This window comes from Pseudarthrobacter sp. NPDC058362, assembly GCF_042723515.1.
Lineage (GTDB): Bacteria > Actinomycetota > Actinomycetes > Actinomycetales > Micrococcaceae > Arthrobacter.
Genome location: NZ_JBHXIW010000002.1, coordinates 285,889 through 303,150, shown reverse-complemented (window position 1 = coordinate 303,150; position 17,262 = coordinate 285,889). Strand labels below are relative to the sequence as shown.

22 protein-coding genes are annotated in these 17,262 nt (G+C 63.9%); 6 read left to right on the top strand and 16 right to left on the bottom strand.

Going from position 1 to position 17,262, the window contains the following annotated elements:
* Positions 1 to 26: 26 nt before the first annotated feature.
* Positions 27 to 605: a hypothetical protein gene (locus tag ACFWIX_RS05970; protein WP_377215197.1), complete on the top strand. Its 579-nt coding sequence runs from the start codon at positions 27 to 29 to the stop codon at positions 603 to 605.
* A gap of 25 nt (positions 606 to 630) precedes the next feature.
* On the opposite strand, the gene ACFWIX_RS05965 is transcribed toward ACFWIX_RS05970, so the two are convergent.
* The 3 genes from ACFWIX_RS05965 to ACFWIX_RS05955 are packed head-to-tail and all read right to left on the bottom strand — an operon-like array spanning position 631 to position 2,409.
* On the bottom strand, positions 631 to 1,131 hold the full coding sequence (locus ACFWIX_RS05965) for an SRPBCC family protein (RefSeq protein WP_377215196.1): 501 nt from the start codon (positions 1,129 to 1,131) through the stop codon (positions 631 to 633).
* Between the two features lie 20 nt (positions 1,132 to 1,151).
* Entirely contained in the window at positions 1,152 to 1,886 is a 735-nt protein-coding gene (locus tag ACFWIX_RS05960) for a hypothetical protein (protein ID WP_377215195.1), read from the bottom strand.
* 37 nt (positions 1,887 to 1,923) lie between these two features.
* Positions 1,924 to 2,409: a nucleoside deaminase gene (locus ACFWIX_RS05955; protein ID WP_377215194.1), complete on the bottom strand. Its 486-nt coding sequence runs from the start codon at positions 2,407 to 2,409 to the stop codon at positions 1,924 to 1,926.
* A 98-nt stretch (positions 2,410 to 2,507) separates the two neighbouring features.
* Here ACFWIX_RS05955 and ACFWIX_RS05950 point away from each other — a divergent pair, with 98 nt between their 5' ends.
* The 3 genes from ACFWIX_RS05950 to ACFWIX_RS05940 all read left to right on the top strand — a co-directional run bounded on the left by ACFWIX_RS05950 (position 2,508) and on the right by ACFWIX_RS05940 (position 4,035).
* Positions 2,508 to 3,071: an HNH endonuclease gene (locus ACFWIX_RS05950; protein WP_377215193.1), complete on the top strand. Its 564-nt coding sequence runs from the start codon at positions 2,508 to 2,510 to the stop codon at positions 3,069 to 3,071.
* 94 nt (positions 3,072 to 3,165) lie between these two features.
* Complete coding sequence (locus ACFWIX_RS05945; RefSeq protein WP_377215192.1) at positions 3,166 to 3,537, top strand: hypothetical protein; 372 nt, start codon at positions 3,166 to 3,168, stop codon at positions 3,535 to 3,537.
* Between the two features lie 123 nt (positions 3,538 to 3,660).
* Entirely contained in the window at positions 3,661 to 4,035 is a 375-nt protein-coding gene (locus tag ACFWIX_RS05940; protein WP_377215191.1) for a PH domain-containing protein, read from the top strand.
* A 138-nt stretch (positions 4,036 to 4,173) separates the two neighbouring features.
* Here ACFWIX_RS05940 and ACFWIX_RS05935 read toward each other — a convergent pair whose 3' ends face one another.
* The 10 genes from ACFWIX_RS05935 to ACFWIX_RS05890 all read right to left on the bottom strand — a co-directional run bounded on the left by ACFWIX_RS05935 (position 4,174) and on the right by ACFWIX_RS05890 (position 12,728).
* Positions 4,174 to 4,500, bottom strand: a complete 327-nt coding sequence (locus ACFWIX_RS05935; RefSeq protein ID WP_377215190.1) for a type II toxin-antitoxin system PemK/MazF family toxin — start codon at positions 4,498 to 4,500, stop codon at positions 4,174 to 4,176.
* The gene (locus tag ACFWIX_RS05930) at positions 4,497 to 4,700 is read right to left on the bottom strand and encodes an antitoxin MazE-like protein (RefSeq protein WP_377215189.1); all 204 of its coding nucleotides are present in this window, start codon (positions 4,698 to 4,700) and stop codon (positions 4,497 to 4,499) included. Before ACFWIX_RS05930 ends, ACFWIX_RS05935 begins: the two co-directional genes overlap by 4 nt.
* Before the next feature lie 182 nt (positions 4,701 to 4,882).
* Positions 4,883 to 5,206, bottom strand: a complete 324-nt coding sequence (locus ACFWIX_RS05925; RefSeq protein ID WP_377215188.1) for a putative quinol monooxygenase — start codon at positions 5,204 to 5,206, stop codon at positions 4,883 to 4,885.
* Between the two features lie 60 nt (positions 5,207 to 5,266).
* Positions 5,267 to 6,439 carry a Gfo/Idh/MocA family protein gene (locus tag ACFWIX_RS05920; protein ID WP_377215187.1) on the bottom strand — a complete coding sequence of 391 codons (1,173 nt, stop codon included), beginning with the start codon at positions 6,437 to 6,439 and terminating at the stop codon, positions 5,267 to 5,269.
* Positions 6,440 to 6,503: 64 nt separating this feature from the next.
* Positions 6,504 to 7,325, bottom strand: coding sequence for a sugar phosphate isomerase/epimerase family protein (locus ACFWIX_RS05915; protein WP_377215186.1), 822 nt, complete (start codon positions 7,323 to 7,325; stop codon positions 6,504 to 6,506).
* Positions 7,322 to 8,476, bottom strand: a complete 1,155-nt coding sequence (locus ACFWIX_RS05910; protein WP_377215185.1) for a Gfo/Idh/MocA family protein — start codon at positions 8,474 to 8,476, stop codon at positions 7,322 to 7,324. The genes ACFWIX_RS05915 and ACFWIX_RS05910 overlap by 4 nt, the downstream gene beginning before the upstream one ends.
* A gap of 5 nt (positions 8,477 to 8,481) precedes the next feature.
* Positions 8,482 to 9,465 (bottom strand): ABC transporter permease, encoded by a 984-nt coding sequence (locus ACFWIX_RS05905; protein ID WP_377215184.1) that lies wholly within the window; start codon positions 9,463 to 9,465, stop codon positions 8,482 to 8,484.
* A 3-nt stretch (positions 9,466 to 9,468) separates the two neighbouring features.
* Positions 9,469 to 10,977, bottom strand: coding sequence for a sugar ABC transporter ATP-binding protein (locus ACFWIX_RS05900; protein ID WP_377215183.1), 1,509 nt, complete (start codon positions 10,975 to 10,977; stop codon positions 9,469 to 9,471).
* Positions 10,978 to 11,032: 55 nt separating this feature from the next.
* Positions 11,033 to 12,193, bottom strand: coding sequence for a substrate-binding domain-containing protein (locus tag ACFWIX_RS05895; RefSeq protein ID WP_377215182.1), 1,161 nt, complete (start codon positions 12,191 to 12,193; stop codon positions 11,033 to 11,035).
* 52 nt (positions 12,194 to 12,245) lie between these two features.
* Positions 12,246 to 12,728, bottom strand: coding sequence for a hypothetical protein (locus ACFWIX_RS05890; RefSeq protein ID WP_377215181.1), 483 nt, complete (start codon positions 12,726 to 12,728; stop codon positions 12,246 to 12,248).
* Between the two features lie 215 nt (positions 12,729 to 12,943).
* Between ACFWIX_RS05890 and ACFWIX_RS05885 the strand changes: the two genes are divergently transcribed.
* Entirely contained in the window at positions 12,944 to 14,014 is a 1,071-nt protein-coding gene (locus tag ACFWIX_RS05885; protein WP_377215180.1) for a LacI family DNA-binding transcriptional regulator, read from the top strand.
* A gap of 80 nt (positions 14,015 to 14,094) precedes the next feature.
* Here ACFWIX_RS05885 and ACFWIX_RS05880 read toward each other — a convergent pair whose 3' ends face one another.
* Both ACFWIX_RS05880 and ACFWIX_RS05875 read right to left on the bottom strand, forming a co-directional pair.
* Positions 14,095 to 14,958 carry a class I SAM-dependent methyltransferase gene (locus tag ACFWIX_RS05880; RefSeq protein WP_377215179.1) on the bottom strand — a complete coding sequence of 288 codons (864 nt, stop codon included), beginning with the start codon at positions 14,956 to 14,958 and terminating at the stop codon, positions 14,095 to 14,097.
* 1 nt (position 14,959) lies between these two features.
* Positions 14,960 to 15,994, bottom strand: coding sequence for an AAA family ATPase (locus tag ACFWIX_RS05875; RefSeq protein ID WP_377215178.1), 1,035 nt, complete (start codon positions 15,992 to 15,994; stop codon positions 14,960 to 14,962).
* Positions 15,995 to 16,149: 155 nt separating this feature from the next.
* Here ACFWIX_RS05875 and ACFWIX_RS05870 point away from each other — a divergent pair, with 155 nt between their 5' ends.
* Positions 16,150 to 16,962 carry a haloacid dehalogenase type II gene (locus ACFWIX_RS05870; protein WP_377215177.1) on the top strand — a complete coding sequence of 271 codons (813 nt, stop codon included), beginning with the start codon at positions 16,150 to 16,152 and terminating at the stop codon, positions 16,960 to 16,962.
* Here ACFWIX_RS05870 and ACFWIX_RS05865 read toward each other — a convergent pair.
* A complete protein-coding gene (locus ACFWIX_RS05865) occupies positions 16,905 to 17,234 on the bottom strand; it encodes a hypothetical protein (protein ID WP_377215176.1) in 330 nt (109 codons plus the stop codon). The two genes, ACFWIX_RS05870 and ACFWIX_RS05865, sit on opposite strands and share 58 nt — an antisense overlap.
* Positions 17,235 to 17,262: the final 28 nt, after the last annotated feature.

Here is a 17,262-nt window from a genome sequence, read left to right as displayed (position 1 = left end):
GCGGTCCAGGGGGCAGCCTCGCCGTCTTGGGCAGCGTCGCCGCTTCCCTGCTGGCCGTGACCAGGGCGGCGCTGAAACCGGCGCTGGTGATGGCCGTCCTGTTTGTCGGAGCAGGGACCGTGGCCGCAGTGGCAACCGGGGTGCCGGACGTTCCCCTGTCGGCAGCATTGACGGGCCTCATAGTCAGCGTCACGTCCCTCATCGTCCATGAGACTGCACATCTGCTCACCGCACGCGCCCTGCTGCGCCAGCCTTCGGCATGCTCCGTCCACCATTCAATGACCGAAGTCTGGATAAAGACCCCACCCCTGGGCGGCAAGCAGAACATCCTCACCGCACTCGCCGGGCCGTCCGCCGGCATCATCTGGTGCCTGCTCGCCATTCCTGCCGGTGCCCCGGCCTGGATCGCTGGTGCCATCGCCGTAGTGCATGGCGTGAACCTGCTGCCGTTCCTCGCCGACGGACGAATGCTCCTGGTCGGTCTGGGCCAGATATTCCTGGCGGCTTCGAGATACTCAGGACCACCGCCGCGCCGCGCGAGCGCAGGAGCTCGAGTTCACCGTCGAACGTGTGGGTCTCCCCCGCCACCAGGCGGCGGATCCTGAACTGGATAATGGTTCCGACTCACACCTAGGAGCGGGCCTCCTCATTTGCATCGATGGATTCGGCGATCCGCTTGATCGCGGCGAGCGTTTTCGGAATACCGTCGAGGGCGTGCTGGGTGCGGTCGGCGATCTGGGCGTCTGCGCCGTCGCCGAATTTTTCCTCGAACATGGCTATTCCATCCGGCAGGAATTCCCAAGACTCGGTGAGCGTCGTCCCGGTTTCGGCCGGGGTCATCGTGAAGCCCCACCGGACAAACTTGCCGCCTACCACCCAGGCGAACTCACGGCCGCGGTCGGCAGTCACGACCTGCGACCGTGTCTCCCAGGTCCGCTGCGGCAGCTCATTGCGCCCGGTAAACCAGGCCCCGGGCTGGCCGGCACTGTCCTCGTCGTCCCACCAGCACGATGTACAAACCGGACTCCATTCGCCGGTGCGGGTGATATCCGAGACCAGGTCATAAAGGGTCTCGGCTGAGGCCTGGACGGTGATGGAGTCCTGGTACTGGCGGATGCTGGTCTCGTTCATGGGTTCATCCTTCCCAACGTTCACTTCTTCTGACGCCGGCTGCCGCCGTGCCAGTCCTCCTGCTGACCCACTGTATTCGCGGCCACTCCGAAGGCAGGCAGCTGAGGCTGCTCGCGCAGGCTGCGCTTGAGCTCGGCGAAACCTCCGAAGCGTGCCAGCCCCACCACGTGGTCCCACAGCTCTGCGGCTGACTCCCCCTCCGGCAGCCGGCTGATGACCGGCCCGAAGAAGGCCACGCCGGTCGGTGGTTCAAAGTGGATGATGGGCGTGCCCACGTCCTTGCCTGTCAGCGAAAGGGCCTCGTCCGTTTCCTGCCGGATTTCGAGGTCCCAGGACTCGTCGTCGAGAGCGTCCGCGAGGTCCAGTGGCAACCCGGCGTCGGCGAGGATCGGCTCCACAAACTCCCGCGTCCCGCGCCTCTCCCGCATCTCGCCCTCGGTGCCCTGGTCCGCGTCCGGCGCAGTTTCGAAGATGTGTGCCCCGAACGCTTCATACAGCCGGGCGATCGACTCGCGGCCATGCTCCGCGCGGGCCCTGGCTGCCACCCGCAGAAGCCGGAGTCCGGCAGTGTGCCCGGCCTCGTATTCCGGCGGAAAGTGAGCGTCATAGTCAACCTCGGCATTGACCTGGCGCAGGGAGATGAACCGCCAGTCGACGGTGTAGTCGCGCTGGGCCTGCACCAGCCGCACCCATTTGCTGGTCATCCAGGCGAAAGGGCAGACCGGGTCGAAGTAGAAATTGATATCGGCTTTCATTCGTCCACCCTTACACCGGTTAGTGACGCAGGTCTAATCAGGCCTCTTCCGCGATGTCCTCCGCCCACAGCTCCGGATGGGAATCCTGGAAGGCGCGCATCATGTCCACGCACCGCTGGTCCTCCAGCACCACCACCTCAACGCCGCGTGACCGCAAAAGCTCCAGTTCGCCGTCGAACGTTTGCGCCTCCCCCACCACCACCCGCGGGATCTTGAACTGGATGATGGTCCCGGCGCACATGGCGCACGGCGCGAGGGTGGTGTAGAGCGTGGTGTCCCGGTAGCTCTTCTGCCGCCCGGCGGCGCGGAGCGCGGACATCTCCCCATGCGCGATGGGGTCGGCGTTCTGTACCCGTTCGTTATGTCCGCTCGCAATCACCACACCGCCCCTCGCCAGAGCTGCTCCGATCGGGACGCCGCCTTCGGCGAGGCTCTTTTGGGCGGCTTGGTAGGCGGCGTCGAATGCGTGAGCGTCGGTGCTGTCCGGTGCCGGTGCGGCGGGCTGCTGCGGCTCGTGGGTCATGGCGCCATTGTTGCACGGGGCTCTGTTGTTTTTGACTATACGATTCTCTAGAAACCCGGAAGCTGTGATTTTCCGGGAAATGAATATGGGGGAATTTTATGCAGGAATTAAGCCGAATCTATTGGACGCGGATTGGCCTTCGGCTGGCGTATTCGGCGGCGATGCTGTGGCTGGCTTTCTCGGTGATGACAGCTCTTATGCCAAAGGCCGCGCCGGTTGCCGGCCCGGCGCCGGAGGTCCTTCGCGGACTCGTCGACGGGGTGGTCGCCGTGGCAGTGCTGCCAGGGCTGGTGATTGTCGTTCTGGGCATCGTCGCCGCGGTGGTCACCGCCGGTGATGTACGACGGCGGGACCCGGTTCGGCGCTTCACCCGCCAGCAGCGACGCGAGGGGATGTCCCGGGCCGGCGGGCTGTGCGAGCTGGAGTCGGGGTTCGGGCGGCGCTGCGCACGCCCGGCCGAGCACGGGGACCACTTCTATCCGTGGTCCAAGGGCGGGTCCACCAGCCTGCAGAACTTCGTGGCGGCGTGCGCCAGGTGCAACCGCAGTAAGCGTGCCGGCATCCCGTCGCCGGCCCAGCAGCGGCGCCTCGAACGACGACGGCGGGACTACCTGCCGTCGTCGTCCTCCGTCAGCGTGGGCGAACGCCAGCCACTGCCCTGACGCGGGCAGCCAATAGCCAGCTCGAGTGAATCAGGCGGGAAGCACTTCTTCCGCAGTTCATCCCATAGCGGGGATCCGGACTATAAAATGGGCCATGGTGTTGCTTTTCTCAGCAATGGGAATACTGCTTTGGGCCGGCTTCCTGCTGGCTGCCTGGCTTTTCCTGGGAACCTTGCTGGTCATCGGCAAGTCGATTGGTTGGTCCGTGGACCTCGTAGCTCTCCTCATCCGCAGGAATAAGGTCCGTGCCGCTTCAAAACGCAGCGTCCGCCCCGCACCGCCGCGACAAGTTGCCCGAAAGCGGAACGCGCCTCCTGCCCGCAAACCGCCGGCCCAGAAGCCGACCGCCCAGGAATTGACGCAGGACATCATGCCCAAATGGAACACGGCGCATCGGCGCGACGTGGACCGCGACCTGGCCGAGTGGCAGGAGTTGTTCGACGCCCTGGACCGCCGCAACCTGTAGCAATGACCTCCAGGTAGAGCCGATCTTTGCCCGGTCCCGACGCGGCCCCCAGCTGGTCAAGCGTCAGTCTCGTGGTGGAGCCGGAATTCGGCATGGTCATGGAACAAATAGGGGGAGTTTGTAATGGAAGCAGCCGCAGTAGCTACATGGATGTTCGTGGAGGAATGCCCGATTCCCCAAGACGTCGCGGAGCTCATGGTCGGCGGTGAGCAGCCCGTAGCGGCCTACAAGACGTTCCGGGACAGCGCAATTTTCACGACCAAGCGCATGATTGTCCGTGACGCACAGGGCTTTACGGGCAAGAAGGTGGAGATTTATTCACTCCCCTATTCAGCCATCAACATGTGGTCGTCCGAGAACGCCGGGACATTCGACCTCGATGCAGAACTGGAGCTGTGGACCCGGGCAGGGCATATCAAGATCAAACTCGGCAAAAAGGCTGACATCCGGCGGCTCGACATGCTGATCGCCCACTCCGTGCTGGGAACGCAGCACTGATGTAATGGGAGGCCGCGCGCTTCTTGCCTGTGTACGTCCCCCGCCCGGAAGTGCCCGAGCGTTCGCGGCGGAAAGCCCGCATTAAGTGAGAGAGCGTCGGAGGGGACGACGGCGGAACTGCCTGCCGACGCCGGTCTATCAGCGTGCCAGGCCGAGGAAGACGGCGAGCGATTGCTCCACGGCAACCATGGTTTCAGAATCGATTCTGCCGATTCGCTGGCCGAGGTTCGCGCGTCGCACCGTTGTCAGCTTGTCCACCATGATCTGGCTGGTCTGCGCCAATCCCGTCAGGGTGCTTGGCTCCACCGTCAGCCGTAGCAATGGCGCGTCAGTGAGGTGCGAGGTCAGCGGGAGTAGGGTGATCGATTCTGATTTCCCGAACACGTCATCCTGGATGATGAGCGCCGGCCGCGGTTTCTGCGCATAGGTTCCGCCGGATACCGTCCACAGCTCACCGCGGTTCACTCGGGCCAGTCTTCCGAGATCTGTTCGACGAAGTCCTGGTCGTCGAAGGCCCGGTCGGCAGCGGCAACCGCGAGCGCCTGACGTTCGGCCTCCCGCCTGAACTCGTCCGTGCGCGCGTCCGGCACCCACATCTGGATCTGCCGGAAGCCCCGTTCGCGCATGACGGCACGGTGCCGGGCAACCCGGTCTCTAACACCCATACCTCAACGTTACATGTAACGCTTTGCCCTGTCACTCAAGCGGAGGTTCTGCGCCCGATGCGACCGCGTCAAACATGCCAACCCCCGGCCAGCAACAGCGGATGGAACGTCGACGGCAGGACTACCTGCCGTCGTCGTCCTCCGTCAGCGCGGGCGAACGCCAACTGCTGCCCCAGGCCCTGTCAGCGCCTTCCGGTAAGAGGAGTGATGGGAGTTATGGAGAACGGTACGGCCAGCAGGGAATGCACCTCTTTCACGAATTCCTTGACATGGTTTTCTTCGTTGTGGGCCTCGAGGTCCCCGCGGCTGGCCCACCCCTCAAAGAGGACGAAGGTACCGGGCCTCTGATCGTCAGAGAAGACGGTGTATTCCAGGCAGCCTGGGTCTTCCCGGCTCGCGGACTGCAGCCGAAAGAGTGCCTCATGAAGCGTTGCTTCCTGCCCTGCTTCGGCGATGAACACTGGCGTGAGCCAGACTTGCTCTTCTCTTGTTTGTGGCAATTTCACGTCCTCGGGTGCTCCTGTGCCCGCGGGAGGGACGGCTGGTGGGCCGCCCCTCCCTTCGGGTCATGCGTTGATCTGTGGAACGTCGACCCACGATTCTTTTGCAGCTGACTCGACGATTGCGTCGTCGATGAGGGCTACCTGATAGCCGTCGGCAAAGCTCGGGCTTACGCTGCCGCCTTCTGCGATCGCTTTGAAGAAATCGTAGGCCTCGATGATCTTCGTTTCGCCGTAACCGATGCCGAGAGCAGGGATGGGCCACAGTCCTTCGCCATAGGGGTGCGCGGGCCCGGTGTAAACGGTACGGAATCCACGGCGGTCGCCCGGGTCGGACGCGAAGCAGACCTGCAGCTCGTCGCGCCGCTCGTAGTTGAACACGATGCTTCCTTCGGTTCCGTGGATTTCGAAGGTGATGTAGTTGTTTCTGCCATACGCGTTGCGTGTTGCTTCAACGGATCCCACGGCTCCGTTGGCGAAGCGGATCATCGTCATCACTTCATCGTCAACATCAACCTGGCCCCTTGGGCCTTCTCCGCCACGAACGGTGCCGAGCGCGTCAGCGCCGCCCGCCTGCAGCGGCCGCTCGGGGATCCAGGTGGACATCATGGCGTTGACGGCGCTGAACTCGCCCACGAGGTACCGGGCCATGTCAATGACGTGTGTTGCAATGTCTCCGAGGGCACCGGAACCTGCGATGGATTTCTGGAAGCGCCAGGAAAGCGGTGAATTGGGGTCGGCGCTCCAGTCCTGCAGGTAGGTCCCACGGAAGCTGAGCACGCGGCCAATGGCGCCTTCCTCGATGTATTTCTTTGCCAGCGCAACGGCAGGGGTGCGCCGGTAGTTGAAGGCAACCATGTGGACGATGTTCTTGTCCTTGACCGCGTCATACATGGCCTTGGACTCTTCGCCGGTACGCGCCAGGGGCTTTTCGCAGATAATGTGTTTTCCCGCCTCAGCCGCGGCAATGGCAATCTCGGCGTGGAGGTGATTGGGCGTAGCAATATCGACGACGTGAATGTCGGGGTCCTCGATGATGCTGCGCCAATCCGACGTGGACTTTTCGAAGCCGAAGCGGCGGGCCGCTTCCGAAGCGAGGTCTTCGCTGGCTTCTGCAATCACTTTGCGGACCGGCATAGCCGGTGCAGGCCAGAAGAACATAGGCATGGCGGCGTAAGCCAACGAGTGGGCCTTGCCCATGAAGCCGCCTCCGATGAGGCCGACGTTGAGGTTCTGCATGTGAGTCTTTTCCTTCCGGAAGGCAGGGCTGATGCCGGCTTTGGCGATGCCCTGCGGTTGAAAATTAGTTGGAGAGGAGCTTTTCCAGGTATGTCTTGCTGATGGCGGCCGCTTCCCGGGGGTCGCCGTCGTAGTTGTCGAGTTCGACCATGAGCCAGCTGTCATACCCGCTTTCCCGGATTGCGGCGATGATGTCCGGGAAGTCCAGCTCGCCCTGTCCCAGGGGCAGGAAATTGAAGGGGTCCCGCTGGAAGTCTTTAAGGTGCACGTGCCGGATACGGTCTGGGTATTTCCGGATAATCGCGGCCGGGTCGGCCCCACCGGCAGCAAGGTGGGCGGTGTCGGGGCAGAAGCCGATCCGGGTGAGCGGCATCAGCTTGTCCAGTTCGTCCGGGCTCTCCACGATGGTGCTCAAGTGCGGGTGGTAGCTGGCTGACAGCCCGAAGCTTTCTGCGATGTCCGTGACTTTGTCCAGCGCCTGGCCGAGCCGGCGGTAGTCTTCCTCGGTGGTGCCGGCCGCGCGGCGTGCTCCGCCTCCTACTACTAGCCGTTCGGCTCCGAAGCCGGCAGCCAACTCGGCGGCGCGGTGGATCCGGTGGAGCTCGTCGGGAAGTATGTCGGAATAGATGAAGTTCGCCCCGGTATAGACGCTGGTTAGTTCGATTCCGGCAGTAGCCAGGATCTCCTTGAGTTCTTCGGGCTTCTCTGCGTACTCCGCGAGGTTGCCGTCGAACATTTCAACACCCTGGTAGCCGACTGAGGCGATGTCCTGGACGGCGTCCCGCATCGACCCGTGGGTCAGGTAGAAAAGGTCCTTCACGCTGGTCACGCCTTGCGGGTGGCCGACGACGCCGCCCCAGGTGATGGAACAGTAACCGAGTTTCATTGCTTCTGCCTTTCAGCTGCTGAGGAAGACTTGAGTGATCCGATGAGGTTGTCTGTCTGGGGAACGTCGACCCACGTCTGCTGCGCGGCTGAGCGTACGACTGCATCGGTGAGGAGTGCTGCCCGCAGTCCATCCCGGAAGGTGGGCAGACCGTCGGGTTCTTGACCCTGGACAGCCGCATATACGTCTGCGACGAAGGCATTGAAGCTGTCCTGGTAGCCCTGCGGGTGACCCGGAGGAAGCGTGGCGTACCGTCTCCCGCCGGGGGTCGTGAGGGTTTGAGGGCCTACCGGGATGTGGGCGGTTGAGTCGGTGCGGCCCATGTGCAGGGTGTCCGGCCGTTCCTGGTTGAAACTGAAGGACGCTTCGGTTCCGTCAAAAGAGAACCAGAGGCGGTTCTTCCTTCCGGGACTGACCTGGCTGACTACCAGGGATCCTGTGGCGCCCTGGTCCGTCTCGAACAGGAGCGTCGCCCCGTCCTCGGTAGCCACAGAGGACATACTCCCTCCTGTTTCCCGCTGATCGTAGGCACGGCTGGTGCTCGCTACGAGCCGGATAATCTTGTGCCCGGTGGTGAATTCCATGAGGTCGCACCAGTGGACGCCGATGTCACCGAAAGCCCTGGACGCACCGCCGATCGATGAATCGACCCGCCAGTTGGTGGCTTCTGCGCCCACGAGCCAGTCCTGCAGGTACGAGCCGTGCAGGAGCCAAAGACTGCCCGCCTCGCCGCGGGCGATCCGGTCCCGCGCTTCGCGCACGGCCGGATAAAACCGGTACACGAACGGAACGCCAGTAACCACGCCGGCCTGGTCCGCGAGCTCTTTCAGCTCCCGGGCGTCATCAACGCTGGTGGCCAGTGGCTTTTCGCAGACGACTGCCTTTCCTGCAGCAATGGCCTTGCGGGCGAGGTCGGCGTGGGTCGCATTCGGTGTGCAAATGTGGACCACGTCCACGTCGTCCCGGGCTATCAATGCCTCGGGCGTAGCGGCCGCGAAACGGGCGCCGAGTCCGGCTACGGCGGACTCGGCTGCTGCCAAGGTCCGGCCGGCGACTGCGGTGACTTCACCGCCTGTTGCGCGAACTGCATGGGCGTGGACAGAGCCCATGAATCCTGTTCCGATGATTCCGGCCCGTAGTTGGAAAGTCACGGGTGCTACTTCTTCCTGGCCAGCGCGACAGCCAGGATGATGATGGCACCGCGCACCACCTGCTGCTGGCTGCTGTCGAGCCCTGCGAGGATCAGTCCGTTGTTGATCAGTCCAATCAGCAGCGCCCCGAAGAGAGTGCCGATGATGGACCCGAACCCGCCAAAGAGGCTGGTTCCACCCAGGATGACGGCAGCGATGGCGGAGAGTTCGTCTCCGGATCCCCACTGAAACCGCCCCGACTGGAGACGTCCGGCGTAGAGCATGCCGGCGACGCTTGCCGCCACGGCCGAGATAAGGAGCACCTGGAATTTGATGCGCTTGGTGTTGATGCCGGTAAACTCTGCGGCGTTGCGGTTGCCTCCAGTAGCCAGGACCTGACGGCCGAACTTGGTGCGGTTCAGCACGACGGCGCCAATGGCGACGAAGATGGCGCTCCACACCACCAGACCCGGAATCGGACCGAAATTGCCGGATCCAAACAGCATGTTGAACGTGTCGTTAAGGATGGGCTGAGGCGCCGAGGCCGTGATCCACTGGGCCACGCCGACGGCGATGCCCAGCATGCCGAGCGTCACCAGGAAGGAAGGGATGCCAAGGAGGCTGACCAGGGCACCGTTGACCGACCCGACGACGAGCCCGACAGCGAGGCCGGCCAGGATGCCGGGGATCAGGCCCCACTGGGAGAGTGCCATCGCGGTGCAGACACTGGAGAGACCGGCCACGGATCCGACGCTCAAGTCGATCTCTGCACACGCGATCACATAGGTCATGCCGACGGCGATGACGGTGATCGTGGCGGTCTGCCGGAAGATGTTCAGCAGATTGTTTGGCGACATGAAGCCCTGGTCGCGCAGCAAAACTGCGAAGAAAAGGAAGACCACGACGAAGCCGATGTAGATGACATAGCGACGCCAGTCGAGTTCTTTCAGGACGGTACCGAAATTGCGGGCCGCGTTGTCCCGCGGCGCTACGGAGTTTGCCTTGCTCACTGTTCAGACTCCTTGGACTGCGAGTTGGAGATATTCCTCGTCAGCGATTTCGCTGCGGGGAATGTCACGGATGATGGAACCGTCCTTGAGGACGAGGACGCGGTCGCTGACCGCAAGTAGTTCTGGATACTCGGAGGAGATGACGATGACGGCTTTTCCGGTACTGGCCAGTTCACGGATCATGTCCAGGATTTCGCTTTTGGTGCCGATGTCGACGCCGGCCGTGGGCTCGTCCAGGATCAGAATGTCCGGGTCGGTACCCAGCCACTTGGCGATGACCACCTTCTGCTGGTTTCCGCCCGAAAGGAGCCGCACCGGACGGTGGGGATGGGCGACTTTCACTGCGAACCTCTTAATCAAGGACGAAGACAGCTCCTTGGCCTTGGCCCCGTCCAGGAAGGGTCCCCGCTGGATCTGGCTGAGGAGGGGAAGCAGCAGGTTGTCCTGGACGGAGTGCTCCAGGACAAGCCCTTGGGCCCTGCGGTCCTCCGGGATGAGGGCGAGGCCGGCATTGATGGCCTGCTGCGGTGAGGTCAGGGTTACCTTCTTTCCCCGCAGGAGGACTTCGCCGCTTTCCGCCTTGTCTATTCCGAAGAGTGCACGCGCGAGTTCGGTTCGTCCGCTTCCCATCAGCCCTGCCAGGCCAAGGATTTCGCCGGGCCGGAGTGTAAAGGAAACGTCCCGGACGCGCGGCCCCGCATTGAGTCCGCGGACTTCCAGCAGCGGCGCCCCTTCGTGTGCCACGTGGTCCCGGGCACGATAGGAGAGCTGGCCCTCGATCTTCTTGCCCACGATGCCTTCCACGATCTGTTCGGGAGTGACGTCCGTCAGTGGCGCGGTGAGGAGGTGGCGGCCGTCGCGGAGGATAGTGATCCGGTCCGCAAGCCTGTACACCTCATCCATGCGGTGGGAGATATAGATGATTGAAATGCCGCGCTGCTTGAGCCGGTCAATCAGTTCGAAGAGGGCTTCGGATTCATGCCGGGCAAGGCTGGCTGTGGGTTCGTCCATGATCAGCACCTGGGCGTTCTGTGCGAGCGCCTTGGCGATCTCGGTCAGCTGCCAGTAGGCAGTGCCGAGCCGCGAGACCTCGGCGCGCGGGTCGACGTCGACCTCCATCTCAGTGAAGACTTCCCTGGCCCGGCGCACCGCGGCACGGTCGTCGATCATTCCCCCCACGCCGAGCGGTTCGGCGGCAAGGAAGATGTTTTTGGCTACGGTCAGGCTCGGTACCAGGCTGAATTCCTGGAAGACCATTCCGATTCCGGCGGCCTTCGCGTCCTGGATGGAGTTGATGGCTGTCGGTTTGCCTCCAACAAGGATCTCCCCGGCATCTGCCTGGTAAACGCCCTGGAGGATTTTCATCAGCGTGGACTTCCCTGCGCCGTTGCCGCCTGCGAGCGCGTGGACTTCGCCCTTGCGGACGTCGAAGCTCACGTCCTTCAGTACGGTAACGCCGTTGAAGCCCTTGGAGATCGATCGCATTTCGACGACATTGTCTGCGGTGTTCATCGTTGCCCTTTCGGCGCGGTGCGGAGGAAGGAACCCCCGCACCGCCGGTTCTTGGCTACTGCTTGTAGGAGTCCCGGATGTCCTTCGGAGCATCCTCGTGGTAGACCTGCTTCCAGGCTTCCAGAACGTTGGAGTGGTCAACCGGGAGGGCGCTCAGTGCCACGTAGGCCGGAGCTTCCTTGCCGATGAGCGCCCCTGCGGCCAGCCGCGCTTCCGTGACACCCTGGTCGAACGGAACCTGCGCTCCAAGGCCAACAATGAGTTCGTCTTTGGCCAGGGCAATCGCGACGTTCTTGCCCAGGTCCTCGGTGGCGATTTTCAGGTCCTGCCGGCCCGCGGCCCTCGCGGCTGCCATGACCCCTTCTGCGGGGACATCCCAGACAGCCCAGATGCCGGACAGGTCGGGGTACTTGCTCAACATGGCGTTGGCAGCAGCCTGTGCGTCTCCAGCGAAGTCGGGACCGGCGATCCCCTTTTCTTCGACGATCTGGATCTCCGGATATTCCTTCGTAATCGTTTCCTTGAACCCGTCGTAACGCTGCTTGGTTACGAAGAAGTCGGCCTGGTGGAAGACCACCCCGATCTTCCCCTTGCCACCGAGTGCTTTAGCCATCTGGTGGGCAGAGACGACGCCGTTGCCGTAGTTGTCGGCGGAAACAACAGAAACGTAGTCCTTACCGGCGGTCAGTCCCTGGGGGATGTTGTCCATGAAGACGAGCTTTGTCCCGGCAGCTGCAGCCTTCTTATAGGCCGATGCCGTGGCGACGGGATCGGTGGGGATGGAGACGATGATGTCAGGGTCCTGGGTCATGACCGTCTCGATGTCCGAGACCTGCTTGTCCGGCTTGAAGTTCGCATCCGTTGTGGCGATGACCTTGATGCCGAGTTTTTCGAATTCACTCTTGAGCCCGTTGACCTGGGCCGTGGCCCAGTCGTTGCCGCCGTAGTGCATCACGATGGCGGCTTTGGCGTTGAGTCCCTTGACCTTCTCGATCTCTTCGGGCGTCAAATCTGCGACGGAGGCGGGCGAGGGGGTCTCGCCGTTGGGGCCCTTACTCAGGACCTGTCCCTTGATCTTATCGAGGGCCTGCTGGGCCTTCTCTGACACGCCGGCGTCGGGAGCATTCGAGGTGTCTGCTGCCGGGCTGCTGCAGGAAGCGATGGATAGGGACAAGGCTGCGGCGAGGGCCACAATGGGAAGCCTGCGGATCATCATTGTTCTCCAGTGCTTTGAGTGGTGGATGGATGGGGTGGATGTTGAATGTGGGTCAGGCGAGGGCAATAGCCAGGGCTGGAGGAACCGGCGACAGGACAAGCCCGCCGGAGGCCGACGCTGCGCGGATGGCAGCGGCCTTGTCTGAAGCTCTCAGGAGCGCCTCTGCGTGCACTCTGTCGACGAACAAACCGAGGGAACATGGCCCGTGGTGGGCTTGAACCCACTTCACCGCCTCGTTAGCCGCCTTCCCCATATCAGCGCCCGGTTCCGCGGCGGGGCCGGAGATGGTGGACACCGAGGCGGGTTTACCCGAGTTGTCGACGAAGAGGACCAGGCTTGCCCAAAGCAGGTTTTCATCGAAGATTCCGATGACCGCCGAGGAACCGGCAGGGACAAAGGTGCGGACAGCGGCTGCGAGATCGTTCGGCGGCGCGTCTTCCAGGATCAGTTCCAAATTTGCCCACTGGGACTCATCGACGTTTCGAAGCCCAGTGTTGGGATCGAGCGCGAGGGCGTCGGCGATCGTGTCAGCCATCCCGCTCCTTTCCTCCGTTGGTGGTTGGGGTCACTTCCGTAAGCGTTTATGGAATACCGTGAACGTTTACGGACACCATCGTAAACGTTTACGGAGAGAGGTGTCAACCATCACATTGCAATTCCTTTCCGGCGCGCGGGCCGGTGGCCCGGCGTAAGATCGAAAGGCATGGAACCCGAGGGTTTGTGCCATTGAGGTGCTAGACAGGAGAGAGTGTGGCAGGCACGACTGTTCCCCGCGAGGCGAACGAGAGGTTACCGGACGCCCCGTTGCGGCGGCGCAAGCCTACTATCAACGATGTCGCGAGCGCGGCCGGCGTGTCGTTCGGCACGGTTTCGCGGGTGCTCAATGACGCGCCGGATGTGAGCGCCGCGACACGGGAACGTGTCTTGCAGGTCATCAAAGACATCGGCTACCGGCGCAACCGGGCGGCCACTGCATTGGTTACCAGCCGATCGACGTCCATCGGCATACTTTCCGACGGTTCGCCGCGGTTTGGTCCTGTGGGTACGCTGATGGCTCTCGAAAACGTTGCCCGGAAGAAGGGCTATGCCACAACCGTCATCAGTGTCGAGAAGCCCTATGATGCGTCCGTCCAGGACGCCCTCGACACCCTGGACGATACCGGAGTGGGGGGAATCATCGTCATTGCCCCGGTGGTGGACATGGCAGCCGCCGTATGGAACGCCACGTGCCGCGTCCCTGTGGAGATGATTGCCGCCGGGGCATCCTCAACCCCCAACGTCTTCACGTACTCGGAAAACCAGGAACTGGGAGCGAGGCTGGCCACCCAGCACCTCATAGATCTGGGCCATAGGGACATCGCCCATATTGCAGGATCCATGGAATGGTTCGATGGCCGGGTGCGCAAACGCGGCTGGGAAGCGGCGCTGAGGGAGGCCGGACTCACGCCGGGGCTTTGCCTCGAGGGCGACTGGAGCCCCAGGTGGGCCTATGAGACGGGCCTCCGGCTGGTGCGCGAGGGAAGAGTTCCCCAGGCCATCTTCGCAGCCAGTGACCACACTGCCCTCGGACTGATCCGGGCTTTCACCGAAAACGGCATCCGCGTTCCGGAGGACGTCAGCATCGTGGGATTCGACGACGTTGAAGGATCTGATTATTTCCTTCCTCCCCTGACCACCGTGCGCCAGGACTTCACCGCGCTGGCGCTGATGAGCACCGAGGTGCTTCTGGGTGCCATGGAGGGGCGGGACGTTGACCGCACGCCGATCCCGCCCACCCTTGTGGTGCGCGACAGTGCCCGCCAAGCCACCTCCCAAACGTAGAAACGGCAGGGAAGTGAGCGAGCGTTCGCGGAAAACCTGCATTAAGTGAGAGAGCGTCGGAGGGGACGACGGCGGGACTACTAGCCGGGATCGCCTGCCGTGCCGTTCTCCCCGGCCTTCGTCAGCGTGAAGATTCCGTAGCGCATTGCGCCGGTGCGGTAGGCAAGGATCATGCGGGGAATGCTCAGGACAGCACCGCGGTTCCGTGCGCCCAGGGCGACGCCGCGCATTTCGCGATCGACGAGCAGGACCTTCAGCAGCCGGCCGGCACAGATCCACCAGGTGCGGGCCACGCGGCGGCTGACGTCCTCATAGCCGGTGACCGTGAAGCCCGCCGCCGTTGCCATCGCCTCATACTCCTCGCGCGTGCCCATCGACGGCAGGCGCCCTTCGCGGCAGATCGGCTCCAGCAGGTGGCGGCCCTTCCACCCCCTGGCATCGGTCCCGACGAGCCACGCGCAGACGACCAGGCGGCCGCCCGGGGCCAGCACGCGGTGCGCTTCGGCGAAGAACCTGGGCTTATCCACCATGTGCTCGCTGGACTCGATCGCCCAGGCCGCGTCAACCGAGGCATCGGCCAAGCCGTTGGCAAGCCAGTCGCGGACCTGGATGTCCACGCCCGGCACCGGATGTGCGGCGGCGTACTGGGCCTGCTCGGCGGACAGCGTGAAACCGGTGACGCGGACCCCGCGCGTCACCGCGACCTGCCTGGCGGTGGCGCCGTAGCCGCAGCCAATGTCCACGCATGTTTGGCCGGGCGCGAGACGCAGCCGGTCGCCAACCGCGTCCACCAGCGCCTCGACCGCTTCACGAGGTGTCTCCCGGCCCGTCAACCAGTACCCGTGATGGACATGGTCACCCCACACCCGGCGGTACACGGGATCGAGGTCGTCGTAGTGGTCCGCCACTGCCACGGCGTCCTGGGAGATATCGGGCACGATCATGTCACACCAGCCAGCGCCACCAGCGTGGCTGCTCAGGTTCCGGCACCGGTTCGGGCTCCGGTTCCTCGCCCAGGGCCAGCGCGGCCTGGATGATGTCGTCCGCCGTAAGCGTCATGACGGCGTCACGGTCGAGCGCGTCGAGGCTTTGTTCCTCGTCGAGCGACAGCCGCAGCGCCTGCCGGTTGAGGGCCTGTTCGAACAGCGTGCGGGCGAACCGTGCGTTGCCGGAATCCTCGCCCGCGTGGAGGCCAGTGAAGATCTGGCGCAGCACCTGGTCCGCCTCGGGCTCCAGCATGTACTCGTGCTGGGCCAGCATCCGGTGGAAGATCTCCTGGAGCGCGTCGACGGAGTAGTCCGGAAACGTAATCTCGCGGGCGAACCGCGAGCGCAATCCCGGGTTGGAGAGCAGGAAAGCCTCCATCAGCCGCGGATAGCCGGCCACGATCACCACAAGCCGGTGGCGGTGGTCCTCCATGCGTTTGAGCAGGACCTCGATCGCCTCGGGCCCGAAATCCATCCGGCCGTCCTCGGGGGCCAGCGCGTAGGCCTCGTCGATGAACAGGACGCCGTCCAGCGCGCGCCGGATCACCCGGTCGGCCTTGATGGCGGTCTGCCCGACGTACTGCCCCACCAGGCCCGAACGGTCCACCTCCACCAGGTGGCCCTTCTGCAGCAGGCCGACAGCGCGGTACATCTCGGCCAGGAGCCGCGCAACGGTGGTCTTGCCCGTGCCCGGGTTTCCGAGAAACACCAAATGTTGCGACGTGGCCACCTCCGGCAGGCCGTGCGCCTTCCGGCGGGCCTGGACCTGAAGCAGTGCCACGAGGGCGCGCACCTGTTCCTTTACGGTCTCCAGCCCGACTAGCGCGTCCAGTTCCGCCTGCACCTCAGCCAGCGGCCGTGCCGGCCCGGGCCTCGCACCCATGAGGTCACCGACCAGGTCGTCAACGCGGTCCGAACCGGGCAGCTTGAGCTGATCGGCCAAGTGGCCGATGGTTTCGCGCAGGTCGTCGAGCGGGTTGCGGCCGTGAGCCATGCCTCCACTGTAAACCTCTAAGCCCAGGTCCTGGATCCAAGGAGCTACACCGATAGAAGCCGATAGAAATCGCGGCCGGGCGCGGCCGGGTCGCTGAAATCAGTGCCCATGCTGCCAGACTATCGGTCAGGGCAGTCCACAGAAGGAGACAGGACATGGGGTTCCAGCCGTACCGTTCGCCATCCACCGGGCGCGAGGTGCGCGCCGTCCTTTTCGACACCTTTGGGACCGTGGTGGACTGGCGCTCCGGTGTCGCACGGGAGGCGGCGGCCTTTGCCGCGGAGCGGGGGCACCATCTCGACGCCGAGGCCTTCGCGGACGACTGGCGCGCCCTGTACCAGCCGGCCATGGACGCCATCCGCAGCGGCGCCCGTGAGTTTGCCACGTTGGATACCTTGCACCGGGAAAACCTGGACCAGGTGCTCCGCCAACACGGCTTCGCCCCGGAGCGGCTCGATGCGGAAAGCCTGGAGAAGCTCAACAGGTCATGGCACCGGCTCCCGCCGTGGCCGGACAGCGTGGAAGGCCTGGCCGCCATCCGCCGCTGCTACATTGTGGGACCCCTGTCCAACGGCAACACCTCCCTGCTGCTGGACATGGCCAGGAACGCGGGCCTGCCGTGGGACGTGATCATCGGCTCGGACATGACCCGCACCTACAAGCCGCTGCCGCAGGCCTATCTTCGGACCGCGGAGTTCCTGGACCTAGACCCCGGAGAAGTGATGCTCGCGGCGGCCCACAACGACGACCTGCAGGCAGCCCGGGAAGCAGGATTGGCCACGGCCTTCATCGCCCGCCCCACCGAGTACGGCCAGGCCCAGACGGCGGACCTCGCCCCGGAGGCCGACTGGGACCTCTCGGCCGCTAGCATTCCGGAACTGGCCGGCCTCCTCGGGACCCCGGCAAAGCTTCAGGCGGGGGTCCCGTGGACCGGCTTCTCCGGTCGGCGCTTCCTGCGGATCAGGTAGCGCGCCATGAGGGCCGCGATGAGACCGGCGAGGGTCACCAGCTGCACCTCGTCGAAAGACAGGCCGTCGATGTTCGGCTGGAGCTCCTCCTCCGTTGCCCAGCCGAAAAACACCCCGCTGACCAGAATCGCGGCGCAGAAGTAGGCCACCGCCGAAAGCAGCCATACCCACTTGGGCAGGCCTTTGCCCACGATCAAACGGGCAATAAGGCCAAATGCCAGCGACATGGCCGCAAGCAGCGCCACCGCGCCGAATCCCAAGTCCCACTGCATGGACGTCTCCTTTCCCCGTGAACCAATC

Coding starts and splice junctions, on each gene's coding strand:
- ACFWIX_RS05965 (WP_377215196.1), bottom strand. CDS start 1,131: ATGAACGAGACCAGCATCCGCCAGTACCAGGACTCCATCACCGTCCAG.
- ACFWIX_RS05960 (WP_377215195.1), bottom strand. CDS start 1,886: ATGAAAGCCGATATCAATTTCTACTTCGACCCGGTCTGCCCTTTCGCC.
- ACFWIX_RS05875 (WP_377215178.1), bottom strand. CDS start 15,994: ATGGCTCACGGCCGCAACCCGCTCGACGACCTGCGCGAAACCATCGGC.
- ACFWIX_RS05880 (WP_377215179.1), bottom strand. CDS start 14,958: ATGATCGTGCCCGATATCTCCCAGGACGCCGTGGCAGTGGCGGACCAC.
- ACFWIX_RS05920 (WP_377215187.1), bottom strand. CDS start 6,439: ATGCAGAACCTCAACGTCGGCCTCATCGGAGGCGGCTTCATGGGCAAG.
- ACFWIX_RS05950 (WP_377215193.1), top strand. CDS start 2,508: ATGCAGGAATTAAGCCGAATCTATTGGACGCGGATTGGCCTTCGGCTG.
- ACFWIX_RS05930 (WP_377215189.1), bottom strand. CDS start 4,700: ATGGGTGTTAGAGACCGGGTTGCCCGGCACCGTGCCGTCATGCGCGAA.
- ACFWIX_RS05945 (WP_377215192.1), top strand. CDS start 3,166: ATGGTGTTGCTTTTCTCAGCAATGGGAATACTGCTTTGGGCCGGCTTC.
- ACFWIX_RS05940 (WP_377215191.1), top strand. CDS start 3,661: ATGGAAGCAGCCGCAGTAGCTACATGGATGTTCGTGGAGGAATGCCCG.
- ACFWIX_RS05900 (WP_377215183.1), bottom strand. CDS start 10,977: ATGAACACCGCAGACAATGTCGTCGAAATGCGATCGATCTCCAAGGGC.
- ACFWIX_RS05915 (WP_377215186.1), bottom strand. CDS start 7,325: ATGAAACTCGGTTACTGTTCCATCACCTGGGGCGGCGTCGTCGGCCAC.
- ACFWIX_RS05895 (WP_377215182.1), bottom strand. CDS start 12,193: ATGATGATCCGCAGGCTTCCCATTGTGGCCCTCGCCGCAGCCTTGTCC.
- ACFWIX_RS05865 (WP_377215176.1), bottom strand. CDS start 17,234: ATGCAGTGGGACTTGGGATTCGGCGCGGTGGCGCTGCTTGCGGCCATG.
- ACFWIX_RS05955 (WP_377215194.1), bottom strand. CDS start 2,409: ATGACCCACGAGCCGCAGCAGCCCGCCGCACCGGCACCGGACAGCACC.
- ACFWIX_RS05890 (WP_377215181.1), bottom strand. CDS start 12,728: ATGGCTGACACGATCGCCGACGCCCTCGCGCTCGATCCCAACACTGGG.
- ACFWIX_RS05870 (WP_377215177.1), top strand. CDS start 16,150: ATGGGGTTCCAGCCGTACCGTTCGCCATCCACCGGGCGCGAGGTGCGC.